Below are 14,101 nucleotides of genomic sequence, written 5' to 3'. Positions count from 1 at the left end.
CTGAATTTTCAAATTATTGATAATTAAATTTCAAAAGGATTATTTTATGAAAATAGTCATTGCACCTGACTCCTTTAAAGAGAGTTTATCTGCATTGAAAGTTGCAACAGTTATCGAAAGAGGATTCAAAGAGGTATTTCCAGATGCCACTTACATTAAATGTCCAATGGCAGATGGTGGAGAAGGAACCGTTGCGACTATGGTTGAAGCCACCAATGGCGAAATTTGTCACATTGATGTGATTGGTCCATTAGGAAACGGTGTTACCGCATTTTATGGGCTTTCTCAAAATAAACAGCAAGCGTTTATCGAAATGGCTGCGGCGAGTGGTTTAGAACTTGTTCCTCCAGATTTAAGAAACCCTTTATTAACAACGTCATACGGCACTGGTGAATTAATAAAAGCCTGTCTAGATACAGGAGTTAAACATATTGTTATCGGTATCGGCGGAAGTGCAACGAATGATGGCGGTGCAGGAATGTTACAAGCCTTAGGTGCTAAATTGTTAGATAAACATGGAGAGCAAATTAAATTGGGTGGTCAAGCGCTTTCAGATATTGCGCATATTGATGTCAGCATGATGGATCCGAGAATTAAAGAATGTCAATTTAGTATTGCTTGTGATGTATCAAATCCACTAATTGGTAAAAATGGAGCATCGGTTATATTTGGCCCACAAAAAGGGGCGACAAATGAGCATATTAAGATATTGGATCATAATTTAGAGCATTTTGCAGACATTATTAAACGGGATCTTGATGTAGAAGTGCATTATATTGCTGGAGCTGGTGCTGCTGGTGGTATGGGGGCTGCTTTGCTGGCTTTTTTTCATGCAGATCTAAAGCCAGGGTTCGATATTATTGCAAAAATGTTAAACCTTGAATCGTTAATGCAAGGAGCAAATTTAGTGGTCACTGGGGAAGGGAGATTGGATAGTCAAAGTTTAAATGGCAAAGTCCCATTTGGTGTGGCTCAATTAGCGAAAAAACATCACATTCCGGTCATCGCGATTGTTGGCAGCATGGGAGATGATCTGAGCCATTTGCATCAATATGGTATCGATTCTGCCTTTAGTATTTTACATAAAATAAGCTCTCTTTCAGAAGCATTAAGTAATGCAGAAAAAAACTTATTCAATTGCACGAAAAATATTGCGAGTACTTTAAATATAAAAGCGCTTAATATATTGAATTAAATTATTGTTAATTTAGCTTTGTTTAATTTATTTAAGGGTGAATATTTTATCTTGATTTTTTTTTTGTTTATTGAATACTGGAAAGACAAAATACAAACAAACATTATTAAAACTTATGTATTAAAAGCTTTGCTTTTATTTTATAACGCCAGCAAGAGAGGTTGAAATATGTATGATTATTGTCTTACCTCCCAATTAGCTCAAGAAATTGTTGATAGAACAATGAGAATCATTGATTGTAATATTAATGTGATGGACGAAAATGGTTGTATTATAGGGAGTGGAGATAGTAATCGTTTAGGTGAATTTCATGAAGGAGCTTTACTTGCTATCAAACAAAAACGAACTGTTGTTATTGATGAAGCGACAGCAAATAATTTGCACGGTGTTAAACCAGGGGTAAATTTACCTCTTTATCTTAATAGTAAGATAGTCGGTGTTATTGGATTAACGGGAGAGCCAACGAAAATAAAGCAATTTGGCGAACTTGTATCTATGACTGCGGTAATGATGCTAGAGCAGGCTGAGCTATATAACCACTTGAATCTTAATGATAGATTCAAAGAGGAAATTATTTTAGCTTATATCGATAGTGGTACGATCCCTGATAATATTTCGGAATGGTCGAAAAAGTTGAACATCAACTTTTCTATTCCAAGGGTAGCGATTATTATTGAAGTTGATAGCGGTCAGTTAGGTGTTAATAGCGCATTTAGTGAATTACAAGAGATTAAAAAACTGATCGAGTATAACAATACCGATAATTTAGTAGCAATACAATCACTAACAGAGATAGTCTATTTAAGCCCAGCTTTAAACCAATTTAATCGCTGGAGTATGGATGAACAAAAAAAGAAAATAATAAAATTAGAATCTGATATTAAACAGTTTTTTAAATTAAGAGTTAAAATTGCATTAGGGAATTTATTTTTAGACTCTAGCGATGAATCAGTAAAAAAATCGTATGAAACGGCGAAAATAACTATGCAAGTTGGTAAAGCGAAAAAACCGCAACTAACTATTTATTGTTATCAGGATATTATGTTGCCCGTTTTATTATATGGTTTAAATTTTAAATGGTCCTCTGAAGAATTATTGAAACCTTTAAATATATTGTTACACGAAGATAGCAATGGCATTTTAATTAAAACACTAACGACATGGTTTAAAAATAATCTATTAGTAAATGAAACAGCAAATGAGTTATTTATCCATAGAAATACACTAGATTACCGATTAAAAAAAATATCAGAGATAACAAAATTAAATTTGCTCAATATCGAAAGCAAAGTTTTACTTTATATTGCTTTACAGTTAAAAAACTAAGGAATAAAAGCCCCAAATAATGGGGCATTATTGTTTATATTAATTGAGTTTTTTGTAAGTTTGCGGAAATGACAAATTCCGCTTCTGTGCAGGCTTTGATTGTTTCTACGCTAGTCTCTGGTGCAAGCTCCACTAGTGTTAATTGCCCATTAATAAAACGAAAAACAGCGAGTTCGGTGACAATTGTAGACACACAATTTTGTGCTGTAAGCGGAAGCCGGCATTGACGCAAGATTTTCGCTTCTCCAGTTTTTGTGCAATGTTCCATTGCGACAATGACATTTTTAGAGCCTGTCACTAAATCCATCGCGCCCCCCATACCTGGAACCATTTTCCCTGGGATCATCCAATTTGCTAAATTACCTTGCTGGTCAACTTCTAAGCCGCCTAATACACAAGCGTCAATATGGCCACCTCGAATCAATGCGAAGGAGAAAGCGCTATCAAAGGTCGCTCCACCAGTAATGATACCGCAAGGTTGTCCCCCTGCATTAGCTAAATCAGGATCCGGATTTTGTGCATTTGCAGGGCAAATCCCTAGAAAACCATTTTCAGATTGCAGTAAAATATCAACATCATCGGAAAGGTAATTCGCAACCATAGTGGGTAAACCGATCCCAAGATTAACAACATCACCATCTTTTAGCTCTTGTGCAACGCGGCGTGCAATAATTGTTTTGGCATCCATCATTGATCTCCTTGAAATAAACCGGTCACTAGCAACCCAGGTGTCATGACGGTATCTGGAGCCAGACTACCCACGTCAACTAGCTGTTCTACTTCGGCAAATACGGTATCAGCAGCTAGTGCAATCAATGGATTAAAATTACGAGAGGCAAGTCGATAATGTAAATTACCCACAGTGTCTCCAATATGAGCATGGATAATGGCAAGATCAGCGCGTAATGGAAGTTCAAGTAAATAGTTTTTACCTTCAATGGTGAGCCTTTGTTTACCTTTTTCCACAACAGTGCCAACGCCAGTAGGGGTTAAAACTCCCCCAAGGCCAGCACCGCCACAGCGTATGCGCTCTGCAAGTGTACCTTGGGGAACAAGCTCTACATCTAATTCACCGGAGATCATTTGCTTTCCTGTTTCAGGTAGAAGGCCAATGTGAGAGCTAATTAAACGTTTAACTCTTTTGGCTTCAATTAACGGTGCTACACCGAGCCCAGGTACACCTGTATCGTTACCAATTAACGTTAAGTCCTTGATGCCTGATTGCAAAATGAGGCTCACTAGGCTAGATGGGGTTCCTTGTCCCATAAAGCCACCATACATGATACTCATTCCATCGTGGAGGTGACTAATGACGCTATCCTTTTTTATGACTTTATGTTTCATTGTCCATCTCCTTATTAAGAAAGGCGTTCAACAATAACGGAAACACCTTGCCCCCCTCCCACACATAATGTGGCAAGCCCTAAAGTTTTATCTTGCGTTTTTAGAGCATGTAACAATGTGACTAAGATGCGTGCTCCTGATGCACCTATGGGGTGACCTAGCGCAATAGCACCACCATTGATATTGGTTTTTTGTGGATCAAGTCTAAGCTCTCGTCCAACGGCAATAAATTGTGCAGCAAAAGCCTCGTTAGCTTCAATGAGATCAAGGTCGTTAATATGAAGCCCTGCTTTATCTAAGGCTTTCAATGTGGAAGGTACGGGACCCATACCCATAATACTGGGATCAACCCCCGCTGTGGCATAACTACGGATGCGGGCTAATGGTTTTAGCCCTAAATTTTCAGCATGTTGCCGTGACATCACTAATAAGGCTGCGGCTCCATCGTTGATCCCTGACGAATTTCCCGCAGTGACGGTTCCTGCCGGATCAAAGGCTGGACGAAGCTGGCTTAGTAACGGGTAAGAAGTGCCGAAGCGAACATATTCATCTTGCTCAAAAATAACTTCTGCTTTTTTCAGTTTCACTGTAACAGGGACAATTTCTTGGTTGAATGCTCCTTTTTCAATTGCAGCTTGAGCACGAAGCTGTGATTGTAGGGCGACTTCATCTTGCTCTTCACGACTAATGTTATAGCGCTTTGCGATATTTTCTGCGGTAATGCCCATGTGGTAATGATTGACCGCGCAGCTTAGTCCATCGTGGACAACGCTATCGATTAAATTGCCATTTCCCATCCGATAACCAAATCGCGCTTGATCCAGTAAGTAGGGAGCCGCTGACATATTCTCCATACCCCCAGCTAAGACGACATTATTATCACCAGCATGAATGGTTTGGGCTGCCATGATGATGCTTTGTAGACCAGAGCCGCACACCAAATTTAATGTTGTCGCTGGTGTTGTATCCGGGAGCCCTGCTTTGAGAGCGGTTTGACGAGCAGGATTTTGCCCAAGACCCGCCTGTAACACATTGCCTAATAGGACTTCATCAATTTCAATAGGTTGGATATCTGTACGCTCAAGTACCGCTTTTGTGACTATCGCACCGAGCTCGGTGGCCTTCACTGACGCTAACGATCCGCCAAAGCTACCAATAGCAGTACGTACAGCACTGACGATCACGATATCATTCATGAGAGCTTCCTTTTCAAGGCTAAAATATTGCGTGCTTCATCGGGGGTAGCTGGGGTTCTGTCGACTTCATTGGCAAGACGAACAGCACGAGCCACAAATTCAGCGTTAGATTGAGCTAATCGGCCTTTGCTGTAATAGACATTATCTTCCATACCAACTCGGACATGTCCCCCCATTGCTAAGGTTGTCATTAAAATAGGCATATGCCCTTTACCAATGCCAAATGCAGACCAGTGTGCATCCGCTGGGAGTAAGTTGCGTAAGAAAATAAGATTTTCCACTGTAGCGGCTATACCGCCTGCAGCACCTAGAACAAATTGATAGTACGCGGGGGTTTTGATGAGATTTTTCTTTATATAGTACAGTGAGTTATAAAACATACCAGCATCAAAGATCTCAATTTCAGGGCGAACGTCATTATCAATCATTAACTGGCCTAACCTTTCTAAAAAAGCGGGATGGTTAATGAATAAACCTGAATGTGCCCAGTTCATTGAACCGCAGTCATAGGAGGCAAGTTCAGGCTTTAACTCTGCAACATGGATCATGCGTGTTTCGTCCGTTGCATTTAAATCTCCAGAAGTCGTGAGATTAAGCACAATGTCACATTTTTCGCGGATTAAGGCGACGGTTTCGCGAAACTTATTAATGTCCATGGTTCCACGCCCTTCATCATCACGCATATGCAAATGGGCAATAGATGCACCGGCCTGCCAACATTCGTAGACGTCCTCTGCAATCTCTTTTGGGGTGAGAGGAATATTCGGGTTATCTTGTTTTGTTGGAAAAGCCCCAGTGGTGGCAACAGTAATTATTGTTTTATTTGTCATATTAGAAACTCCTGAAATTAAATTTCCTGATGAGAGGCCGTGTTTGGGCTGGTGTTGTCAATTGAACGTCTGGTTTTATCGATATCAGGAAGGGTGAACATCATTAAGCCTGCTAAGCAGAAAAAAACGGCGCAGATAATCAGTCCTGTGACTAAGCCATAGCTCAGGGCAATGAAGCCCATCACAAATGGTGCGAAAGCGGAGATTCCTCGACCAATATTGAAACAAAAACCTGCACCGATCGTGCGTACTCGTGTGGGGAATAACTCAGGGAAATAAGAGCCCATTAAGCCAACGAAGGCAGTAAAGAAGGCATAAACTGGCCCCATTACAAGTAAGGCAGTATGACTGGTCATATTGACGTAAATAGGTAAGGTGATTGCGGTACCAATGAACGAAATGATGATGGCATTTCGCCGCCCGATTTTATCTGCCATAACACCGAAGACGTTATAGCCGACAAACATGCCTATATTTAGGACGACAAAAAACAGTGACATGCTCTCCATGGTAAGCCCACGCTCTTTAGTTAAAAACATCGGTAGCCAAGTGGTACATCCCCAATAACCAATTAACCCGAAGCTAGCAACCGTCGTTGCAAGGAGTGTATTACGCGCCATTTCTTTGGAAAAAATTTCACTGATGCGAATTCTTTCGCCTCGTTTGGCTTGGGCGGCTTTTTCTTTTTTCCAGCTTTCTGATTCAGGGACAAAAATAAGGAAATAGAAGGCAGCAAATATGGCACCTGCGCCACATAAAAACAGCGCACGCCAACCATAGGCTGGAATAATTAAGTAAGCGAGGAAGGCAGCTAAACCAGCTCCCGCAGGGAAAGAGCTTAAAACAAATGAAGCAGCACGACCGCGTTGCTTCGCTGGCCATGTTTCGGCGATATAGGCCACAATAATGCTCCAAACTCCGCCGAGACCTAACCCAGCTAAAAAACGTAACACTAAGATCTCAAACCAAGTATTCGTAAAGGCAATAGCAGCAGTAAGCACACTAAACAACATTAGGCTCCAAAACAGAGTTTTGCGTCGTCCATAAGTATCTGCGCACCAACCAACCACAATACTACTTAAGCCAATGCCGACCATTGTTGCAGTCGCAAGCAGTCCTCCATCCGCTGTAGAGATACCAAGATCGGCAATGATGACTGGCATTGCCACTGCAAGGAGTAAAATATCAACAGCATCGAACATATAGCCAAAGAAGCCGCCAATAAGTACATGCCATTTTACTTTTGGATTACCGACAGTAGTGTCATGTAATTGTGTCATGAGGTTATCTCCCGCTAGAAGTCAAACATAGCGACTGCTCGGCACCACCCAGCGCTGGCTGCTTTAATTTTGACGGGAAAACAAGCAATCTTGAAACCAAAGGGCGGTAATTTATCAAGATTAGCCATCTTTTCCATATGGTAATATTCACGCTCAATACCGGCGAAATGCCCTTCCCAGATTAAGGAGGAATCACCTGTTTCTTCAAATTCTTCTGCAATGAGTGATAGTGGTCGATCCCAGCTCCAAGCATCGGTGCCTACTACTTTTATGCCTCGTTCTAATAAATAGAGGGTAGCTTCACGAGTCATTCCACAACCCGCACTCAAATAAGCGCTGGTACCCCAATGCTTCATTGCCCCCGTATGGATAACAACGATATCGAGGGGTTTTAGGGTATAGCCAATTCGCTTGAGCTCTGCTTCTAACAGCTCAACGGTGATCTTACCGCCATCGCCGGGAATGGTGGCAAAGTCAAGTTTCACACCATCAGAAAAGCACCATTCAAGGGGAGCTTGGTCGATGGTGCGAGCGAGTTCACCGTGGTTCATCGTGGGATGATAATGCCAAGGTGCATCAAGATGAGTCCCACTGTGAGTGGTGAGTTGTACGTACTCAATAGACCAACCAAGTCCGCCTGGAAGGTCTTTTTCTGTTGCCGTGGGAAAAAATTGGCGCATGTGTTCAGCGCCTTTATCATGTCCCCAATAATCTATTTTTGTTGGCATGGAAGGGGGATCACAAGGCGTTTCATGTTCAATGGTGACACTCAAATCGATAATTTTCATCTATAGTCTCACTTTTTATTGGTCGTACGTCCAACCTATATGTAATTTAGACAATCGTCCAAATTAATCTATCAATTACGTGAAGGTGATCGAAAAATAAGCAAAAGTGTGATGGGGTAGTCAGTTTGATTAATTTGCTGAATTTAAAGTATTTTTCTGTTTTTTAAATCAGATAGCTATAAAAAATAGAAAGAGTTTTGAAAAGCTAAAGCAATTTCAGTGATGAGCCTTATAATAGATGGCACAATATTAGCGTGATAAATACGGTGAAAGCTTATCAACTCTCTTTATTAGGTGCAGGTTAAGGATAGCTATGCAAACATCGACATCGGAAAAAATTCTTAATGCTGCGGAGGAGCTATTTGCTCAAAGTAGCTATGATGCTGTTTCTATTCGACATATTACCCAGAAAGCGGGCGTAAAATTAGCGCTTGCTCATTACCATTTTGGAACAAAAAAAGAGTTATTTGACGCCGTTGTTAAACGGCGTATTGGTCAACTTAGCCAATCGCGCGTTCAATTGCTCAATCATTTTTTAGCACAAAACAGTGGGCAGCCATTGCCCATTGAGGAAATTGTTCAGGCTTTTGTATTACCTTACCTCTATTGGCATTTAAATGGTGGTGAAGGATGGCGCAATTACGCGCGTATTGTTTCTTCCCTATTGGGTTATAATCTTTCTTTATTGCAAGAGCAATTTGATGAGGGAGCTTATGCCTTTTTACAGGAGCTGCGCCGAGCAATGAACAGTGCACAAGAGGAAAATGTGCAGTGGGGATTCGATTTTATGGTTGGAGTGATGTGTAACACATTTTCAGAAGTTGATCGTATTGGGGGGTTAGCGAAAGGTCTTTGTTCCGTTGAAGATAAAGAGCAAGCCTGTAGTTATTTGATCCCTTTCATTACATCAGGTTTAGAAAAGCTTGCCTCTTCATCAAAAATGGATCTGAAGGAAAACCTTGCGGTGTTAGGCTCGTTAACATTATCGCCTTTGTCTTAAGGAAACACACTTAGTTACTTTTCTGAATGATTAAGGATTGATTATATAGCCCCTATCCATATAGGGTAGGCTATATAATCAACATTCAATAAATGTTTCAAGCTAGCTATCGCTACTTTACTATTTAAATCAGCAGATTAGACTTATGCTAAAGGTAAGCTGTAATTAGCTAAAAAAGTTATAAGTTAAATTTGTATTACTGAAACATGGTGAAAATAGCCAAAATAAACAGCGTATTTCTTCGTAGATATTATACCTTCCATTCTTTAAAATTAGAGTGAAATACTTACGTAATTAATTTTAATAACGTAGTGAATAACATGACTTTGTTGAATATTCTTATTTTTCTCTGTTTTAGAGTAGGAGAGATATGAAAGTCTAATGCAATAATTGTTGAAAAAATAGTAACAATAGCATTGTTATTTTTGCTTATTTTTTGTCTAAAGATTGATATAATGATAGTGTGATTAATTTATACTAGATTATTGTTGATTACTTATCGTAAGGATTTGTAATGGTTTTTATTTATAAATAATATTCTGGAGTTATTTATCCACTCGCTTTTTTATGTATATTTACTTTGGGTAATTACTTATTTAAATTACCGCCTGTAATGTTTTATTTTTGTTGAATTATTTTTAAATTTTTTCTTTTATTATAATTTAATAAATGTAACAGTTGGTAAATTAAGAAACATTATGAAATTAATTATTTATTTATTTTGAGATATTTCTTATTAATTAGTAGGTATCATTAAAATCTTAATTTAATTAATTATACTTATTTTTCATTCATATATTCTCTGGTGTTGTTTTTTTTCACTAATAAAAACCCGTTTTATGGGTATAAAAAACTTTATTATTAGGTGAGTTTGTTATTTTGTTGTTTTTTATTAATAATGCAGTGTGTGAATTATAAAATATTCACTTGTTTATCCTGTATTGGTGTATTTTATGGGTATATCTTATGAGTTATTATATATATATCACTAAGTTACATGTTAAATTGTACTTTATTTTCAAAAGTTGACATAACTTAAATGAGATATAATAATGGCATCGCGTTGATACATTGTTTAATTATTTGGTTTATTAAAGGAATTTGATAGGCAAAATGGTTATTTGTATCAATCCTTAATATTTGCTAACCAGAAATACATAGTTTAAGAAAAAATTAAAATAATCAGATTAATAATAACTCGTTATTTTAATTTGTGTCGTCTTTTTATCTAATGGAAATGTATAAAATGAAATTAAATAAACTTGCTTTAGTATTCGGCTTAGGTATGGCAGTTGCTGCGGGTTCTGCTTCTGCAAACCAAGGAACAGGTAAAGTCACTTTTGAAGGTAGCATTATTGATGCACCATGCTCTATCAAGAATACTGATCTGAGCGGTAGCGATGCAGTTAAAATCGGTGCGATCTCAACTGTATTATTGAATGCAGGGAAATCAAGTACTCCACGTAGCTTTAAAATTGAATTGGAAGATTGTGATATCAGTACTCTGAGCTCAGTAAGCACTACATTTACTGGTATTCCAAGCCCAATTAAAGCTGGCTCATTAGCAATCAACGGTACTGCTAAAAACGCAGCTATCGTAATTACTGATGCTGGCGGTAATCAAATCAAGCTGGGTGATAAATCAACCCCACAAAACTTAAATTCTGGTGTGAATACACTGGAATACTATGCTTACCTGCAAGGTGATTCAGCTAACGCAGCTGTTCCTGGTGAATTTACTGCAGTTGCAACATTTGCTCTGAGCTACCAGTAATTGGTATCGCCCGTACAAGGATGTATGGGCATTAATTTTAATGAATTGAAACTTGTCATTAAGTTGAAATGGAGTCGCTATGAATCACTTTGGCATAATTGTCATGGTGCTTTCAGGAATATTGTTTGCCCCAATTGTTAGTGCGCAATACCAGATTTCTCGGGCACAGGAACCTATAGATGGGACTGTGACTATGGGGGGATCTATTATTGAAACCCCTTGTGCGATTGATGCAGATAGCCGAGATCAATCAGTTAATATAACTACGGTACCTATTAGCCAGATAATACAGGATAGAGAAAGTCCTACGAGTAATTTTTCTATTCGTCTTATCAATTGTGTTCTAACACCGACAGCACCTGGAAAACCGAATTGGCAATCTTTCAATATCGTATTTGATGGTCCGACGGATGGTCGTAATTTTGATGTTTTTGGACACGCAAATGGTCTGTCAGTAAAAATCACAGATTCTAATGGAAATGTTGCAATACCTGGTAAGGCAATGCCTAGTTTCCCCATTAAAGCAGGTGAAACCACGCTTAATTATAACGTCCAAGCCGTATCTAATAATAAACGTTTAAAGCCAGGAAACTACCAGACCACAATCCGTTTTAAAATGGATTATTACTGAGTTATTACTAAGGGACTATTATGGCTCTGTTATTAAAAAGTAAAAATAAAGTATCTCATAACTCAGTAAGTTATTTTTTAACACCTGTTGCCACGATGGTGTTTCTTGCGATTGCTCATATTAATTTAGCTAATGCGGATAATGATAGTATTGAGTTTAATACTGATATTTTAGATCTTCAGGATAAAGGAAATATTTCTTTAAGTGAGTTCTCTCGTGCTGGTTATGTTATGCCGGGGGTATATCCATTCAAGATTAATCTAAATAGCCACGAGCTGGCGGATATTTATGATATTGAATATATGCCTATAGTTGATGATGAAAGCATGACTGAGCCATGCTTAACGTCAGAAATCGTCGACCATCTTTCTTTGCGTAGTGAATGGAAAAAAGTTGTTCAGTTTACTCATAATGGACAGTGCTTAAATATAGAAAGCATTCCAGGAATGACAGTGAATGGTTCTTTACCAAAAGAAACGATTACGATCACTATTCCACAGGCATACGTTGAATATACATCTGATAATTGGGATCCACCGTCACGTTGGGATGAAGGGGTACCCGCCCTAATTTTTGACTATAACTTGAATGCGAATATTACAAGACCCACAGACTCTGCAAATACGCACTCATTAACGGGAAATGGGACAACTGGCTTTAACTTAGGTCCATGGCGTTTTAGAGCGGATTGGCAAGCAAGTTATAATCGTACTAACGGGCAGTCTACAGATAAAAATTGGGACTGGAGCCAATATTACGCTTATCGAGCAGTTAAAGAACTGAACGCTAAACTGACCATGGGGGAGCAATTTTTACGTTCGGGTTTATTTGATTCATTCCGTTATATGGGGGCAAGCTTGATCTCTGATGAGAGAATGCTGCCTCCAAATCTACGTGGATATGCGCCTGAAGTGACGGGCGTGGCAAAAACTAATGCGAAAGTTACTGTCTCACAGCAAGGGCGAGTGTTGTATGAAACACAAGTTGCCCCAGGTCCTTTTCGTATTCAAGATTTAAGCGATGCTGTCAGTGGCAAATTAGATGTGCGTGTTGAAGAGCAAGATGGCTCTGTACAAGAATTCCAAATGAATACAGCTTCAATTCCGTATTTAACACGGCCCGGATCAGTGTTATTTAAAATTGCGGGTGGGCGTCCCAATAATATGGAGCACGAAACGGAAGGGCAAGGGTTTGTCATGGGCGAATTCACATGGGGGGTTTCGAACGGTTGGTCATTATTTGGTGGTGCACTGGGTGCTGGCGACTATAACGCATTATCACTCGGTATTGGTCGTGACTTACTGGCCTTTGGTGCAATCTCTTTTGATATAACAGAGTCACGCGCAAAGCTTAAAACAGAAAACAAAATTTATACCGGGGCTTCTTACCGTCTGAGCTATTCAAAGCGCTTTGAAGAATATGACAGTCAGGTCACCTTTGCAGGTTATCGATTCTCTGAACGTGATTTTATGAGTATGAATCAGTATTTAGACCGTCGTTATCGAGGTGTCATATTCGATAACAGTAAAGAGCTATATATGATTACGTTCAATAAATATTTTACGAATGCGGATTTAACGGCATATCTCAACTACAGCCATGAAACCTATTGGAGCCGACCTGCTTCAAAACGTTATAACGTTTCTATCGCAAAATACTTTGATATTGGTCGCTTTAAAAACATTAACTTAAGTTTAACAGCGTTTCGCAACAAGTTTGATAACAGTAAGAACGATGACGGTATGTATATGAACCTATCCATGCCTTGGGCGGATGCCGCTACAGTTAACTACAGTAATTATGTTTCAAAAGATGGTAATTCACACACGGTTAGCTACTACGACCGCCTTGACGATAAGAGTAGTTATCGAATTGGTTCGGGCGTTAGTACTCGAGGGCGTGGGACGGTTGATGCGTACTATAACCGTGATGCAGATTTGGCAAGTCTAACGGCAAGTACCAGCTATATCAATGGTGACAGTGTATCGGCTGCTTTCTCAATGCAAGGTGGGGCAACGGTGACAGGGCATGGTGCGGCATTACACCGTATTACAGTACCTGGTGGCAGCCGAATTATGGTGAGTACAGAAGATGCCGTGAATGTCCCTGTACAAGGGTTTGGTGCGACAACCAGAACGAACCATTTCGGGAAAGCGGTTGTTGCTGATGTGAGTGAGTACTACCGTACTAGTGCCAAGATTGATGTTAACAAACTACCTGAAAATGTTGAGGCTGTGCGAACTATTCAGCAGGCAACGCTAACGGAAGGGGCGGTTGCATATCGTGAGTTTGAGGTATTAGCAGGTTTAAAAACCATGGTGAGATTGGCGCTAGCAGATGGAAGTCATCCTCCATTTGGTGCAACAGTCAAAAATGAGAAAAATAGAGAAATGGGTATCGTTACTGATAATGGCTCGATTTATCTCTCAGGAGTGAAGGTGAATGAAGTTTTGGATGTGTATTGGGATGGTAGCCTTCAGTGCAAAATACAAATACCTGAAAATATTGAAACTGCGGATTTCAATTCACTCTTACTTCCATGTACAAACGCCCCAACTACAGTACCTGGGTTTGTGCCAGCGAAAAGTGTACCAGTAGGGCAGCCCGCTAAGCGAGTGACTCCAGCCCCGATTCAACAGGGGGTAGCACCAAGTCAGCGTTGGTTATTGAAGCCACCGGATCTTGCTCAACATGTTGATTTTGTAGAGTAATCCGAGTTATTCAATTTTTTAAAGAG

At 39.5% G+C, this 14,101-nt stretch carries 12 protein-coding genes; 6 read left to right on the top strand and 6 right to left on the bottom strand.

Annotated elements, in window-relative coordinates:
- Positions 1–46: 46 nt before the first annotated feature.
- Positions 47–1,195, top strand: a complete 1,149-nt coding sequence (locus AB6N04_RS13735) for a glycerate kinase (protein ID WP_369308863.1) — start codon at positions 47–49, stop codon at positions 1,193–1,195.
- A 168-nt stretch (positions 1,196–1,363) separates the two neighbouring features.
- Entirely contained in the window at positions 1,364–2,521 is a 1,158-nt protein-coding gene (locus AB6N04_RS13730) for a sugar diacid recognition domain-containing protein (protein WP_369308862.1), read from the top strand.
- 34 nt (positions 2,522–2,555) lie between these two features.
- Here the strand turns inward: AB6N04_RS13730 and AB6N04_RS13725 are convergent, their stop codons facing one another.
- From AB6N04_RS13725 to AB6N04_RS13700, 6 genes are read right to left on the bottom strand one after another with little or no spacing between them, the layout of a single operon-like run.
- Positions 2,556–3,209: a 3-oxoacid CoA-transferase subunit B gene (locus AB6N04_RS13725; RefSeq protein ID WP_369312110.1), complete on the bottom strand. Its 654-nt coding sequence runs from the start codon at positions 3,207–3,209 to the stop codon at positions 2,556–2,558.
- Positions 3,209–3,865, bottom strand: a complete 657-nt coding sequence (gene atoD / locus AB6N04_RS13720) for an acetate CoA-transferase subunit alpha (protein WP_369308861.1) — start codon at positions 3,863–3,865, stop codon at positions 3,209–3,211. Before atoD ends, AB6N04_RS13725 begins: the two co-directional genes overlap by 1 nt.
- A gap of 14 nt (positions 3,866–3,879) precedes the next feature.
- Complete coding sequence (locus AB6N04_RS13715; RefSeq protein WP_369308860.1) at positions 3,880–5,061, bottom strand: acetyl-CoA C-acetyltransferase; 1,182 nt, start codon at positions 5,059–5,061, stop codon at positions 3,880–3,882.
- Positions 5,058–5,891, bottom strand: coding sequence for a 3-keto-5-aminohexanoate cleavage protein (locus AB6N04_RS13710; RefSeq protein WP_369308859.1), 834 nt, complete (start codon positions 5,889–5,891; stop codon positions 5,058–5,060). The genes AB6N04_RS13715 and AB6N04_RS13710 overlap by 4 nt, the downstream gene beginning before the upstream one ends.
- A 17-nt stretch (positions 5,892–5,908) precedes the next feature.
- Positions 5,909–7,171, bottom strand: coding sequence for an MFS transporter (locus tag AB6N04_RS13705; RefSeq protein WP_369308858.1), 1,263 nt, complete (start codon positions 7,169–7,171; stop codon positions 5,909–5,911).
- 14 nt (positions 7,172–7,185) lie between these two features.
- Positions 7,186–7,959 carry a cyclase family protein gene (locus AB6N04_RS13700; protein ID WP_369308857.1) on the bottom strand — a complete coding sequence of 258 codons (774 nt, stop codon included), beginning with the start codon at positions 7,957–7,959 and terminating at the stop codon, positions 7,186–7,188.
- Between the two features lie 313 nt (positions 7,960–8,272).
- Here AB6N04_RS13700 and AB6N04_RS13695 point away from each other — a divergent pair, with 313 nt between their 5' ends.
- From AB6N04_RS13695 to AB6N04_RS13680, 4 genes are all read left to right on the top strand, one after another.
- A complete protein-coding gene (locus tag AB6N04_RS13695; protein WP_369308856.1) occupies positions 8,273–8,959 on the top strand; it encodes a TetR/AcrR family transcriptional regulator in 687 nt (228 codons plus the stop codon).
- 1,246 nt (positions 8,960–10,205) lie between these two features.
- A complete protein-coding gene (locus tag AB6N04_RS13690; RefSeq protein WP_369308855.1) occupies positions 10,206–10,733 on the top strand; it encodes a fimbrial protein in 528 nt (175 codons plus the stop codon).
- 79 nt (positions 10,734–10,812) lie between these two features.
- A complete protein-coding gene (locus tag AB6N04_RS13685; RefSeq protein WP_369308854.1) occupies positions 10,813–11,364 on the top strand; it encodes a fimbrial protein in 552 nt (183 codons plus the stop codon).
- Between the two features lie 20 nt (positions 11,365–11,384).
- Positions 11,385–14,075, top strand: coding sequence for an outer membrane usher protein (locus tag AB6N04_RS13680; protein WP_369308853.1), 2,691 nt, complete (start codon positions 11,385–11,387; stop codon positions 14,073–14,075).
- Positions 14,076–14,101 lie beyond the last annotated feature (26 nt).

The organism is Providencia rettgeri (assembly GCF_041075285.1).
GTDB classification, from domain to species: Bacteria; Pseudomonadota; Gammaproteobacteria; order Enterobacterales; family Enterobacteriaceae; genus Providencia; species Providencia rettgeri_G.
This window is presented reverse-complemented; position numbering and strand designations above follow the sequence as displayed.

Excerpts from the sequence above, each read along its gene's own strand:
- AB6N04_RS13715 (WP_369308860.1), bottom strand. The coding sequence starts at position 5,061 with ATGAATGATATCGTGATCGTCAGTGCTGTACGTACTGCTATTGGTAGC.
- atoD (WP_369308861.1), bottom strand. The coding sequence starts at position 3,865 with ATGAAACATAAAGTCATAAAAAAGGATAGCGTCATTAGTCACCTCCAC.
- AB6N04_RS13710 (WP_369308859.1), bottom strand. The coding sequence starts at position 5,891 with ATGACAAATAAAACAATAATTACTGTTGCCACCACTGGGGCTTTTCCA.
- AB6N04_RS13700 (WP_369308857.1), bottom strand. The coding sequence starts at position 7,959 with ATGAAAATTATCGATTTGAGTGTCACCATTGAACATGAAACGCCTTGT.
- AB6N04_RS13705 (WP_369308858.1), bottom strand. The coding sequence starts at position 7,171 with ATGACACAATTACATGACACTACTGTCGGTAATCCAAAAGTAAAATGG.
- AB6N04_RS13735 (WP_369308863.1), top strand. The coding sequence starts at position 47 with ATGAAAATAGTCATTGCACCTGACTCCTTTAAAGAGAGTTTATCTGCA.
- AB6N04_RS13725 (WP_369312110.1), bottom strand. The coding sequence starts at position 3,209 with ATGGATGCCAAAACAATTATTGCACGCCGCGTTGCACAAGAGCTAAAA.
- AB6N04_RS13690 (WP_369308855.1), top strand. The coding sequence starts at position 10,206 with ATGAAATTAAATAAACTTGCTTTAGTATTCGGCTTAGGTATGGCAGTT.
- AB6N04_RS13695 (WP_369308856.1), top strand. The coding sequence starts at position 8,273 with ATGCAAACATCGACATCGGAAAAAATTCTTAATGCTGCGGAGGAGCTA.
- AB6N04_RS13680 (WP_369308853.1), top strand. The coding sequence starts at position 11,385 with ATGGCTCTGTTATTAAAAAGTAAAAATAAAGTATCTCATAACTCAGTA.
- AB6N04_RS13685 (WP_369308854.1), top strand. The coding sequence starts at position 10,813 with ATGAATCACTTTGGCATAATTGTCATGGTGCTTTCAGGAATATTGTTT.
- AB6N04_RS13730 (WP_369308862.1), top strand. The coding sequence starts at position 1,364 with ATGTATGATTATTGTCTTACCTCCCAATTAGCTCAAGAAATTGTTGAT.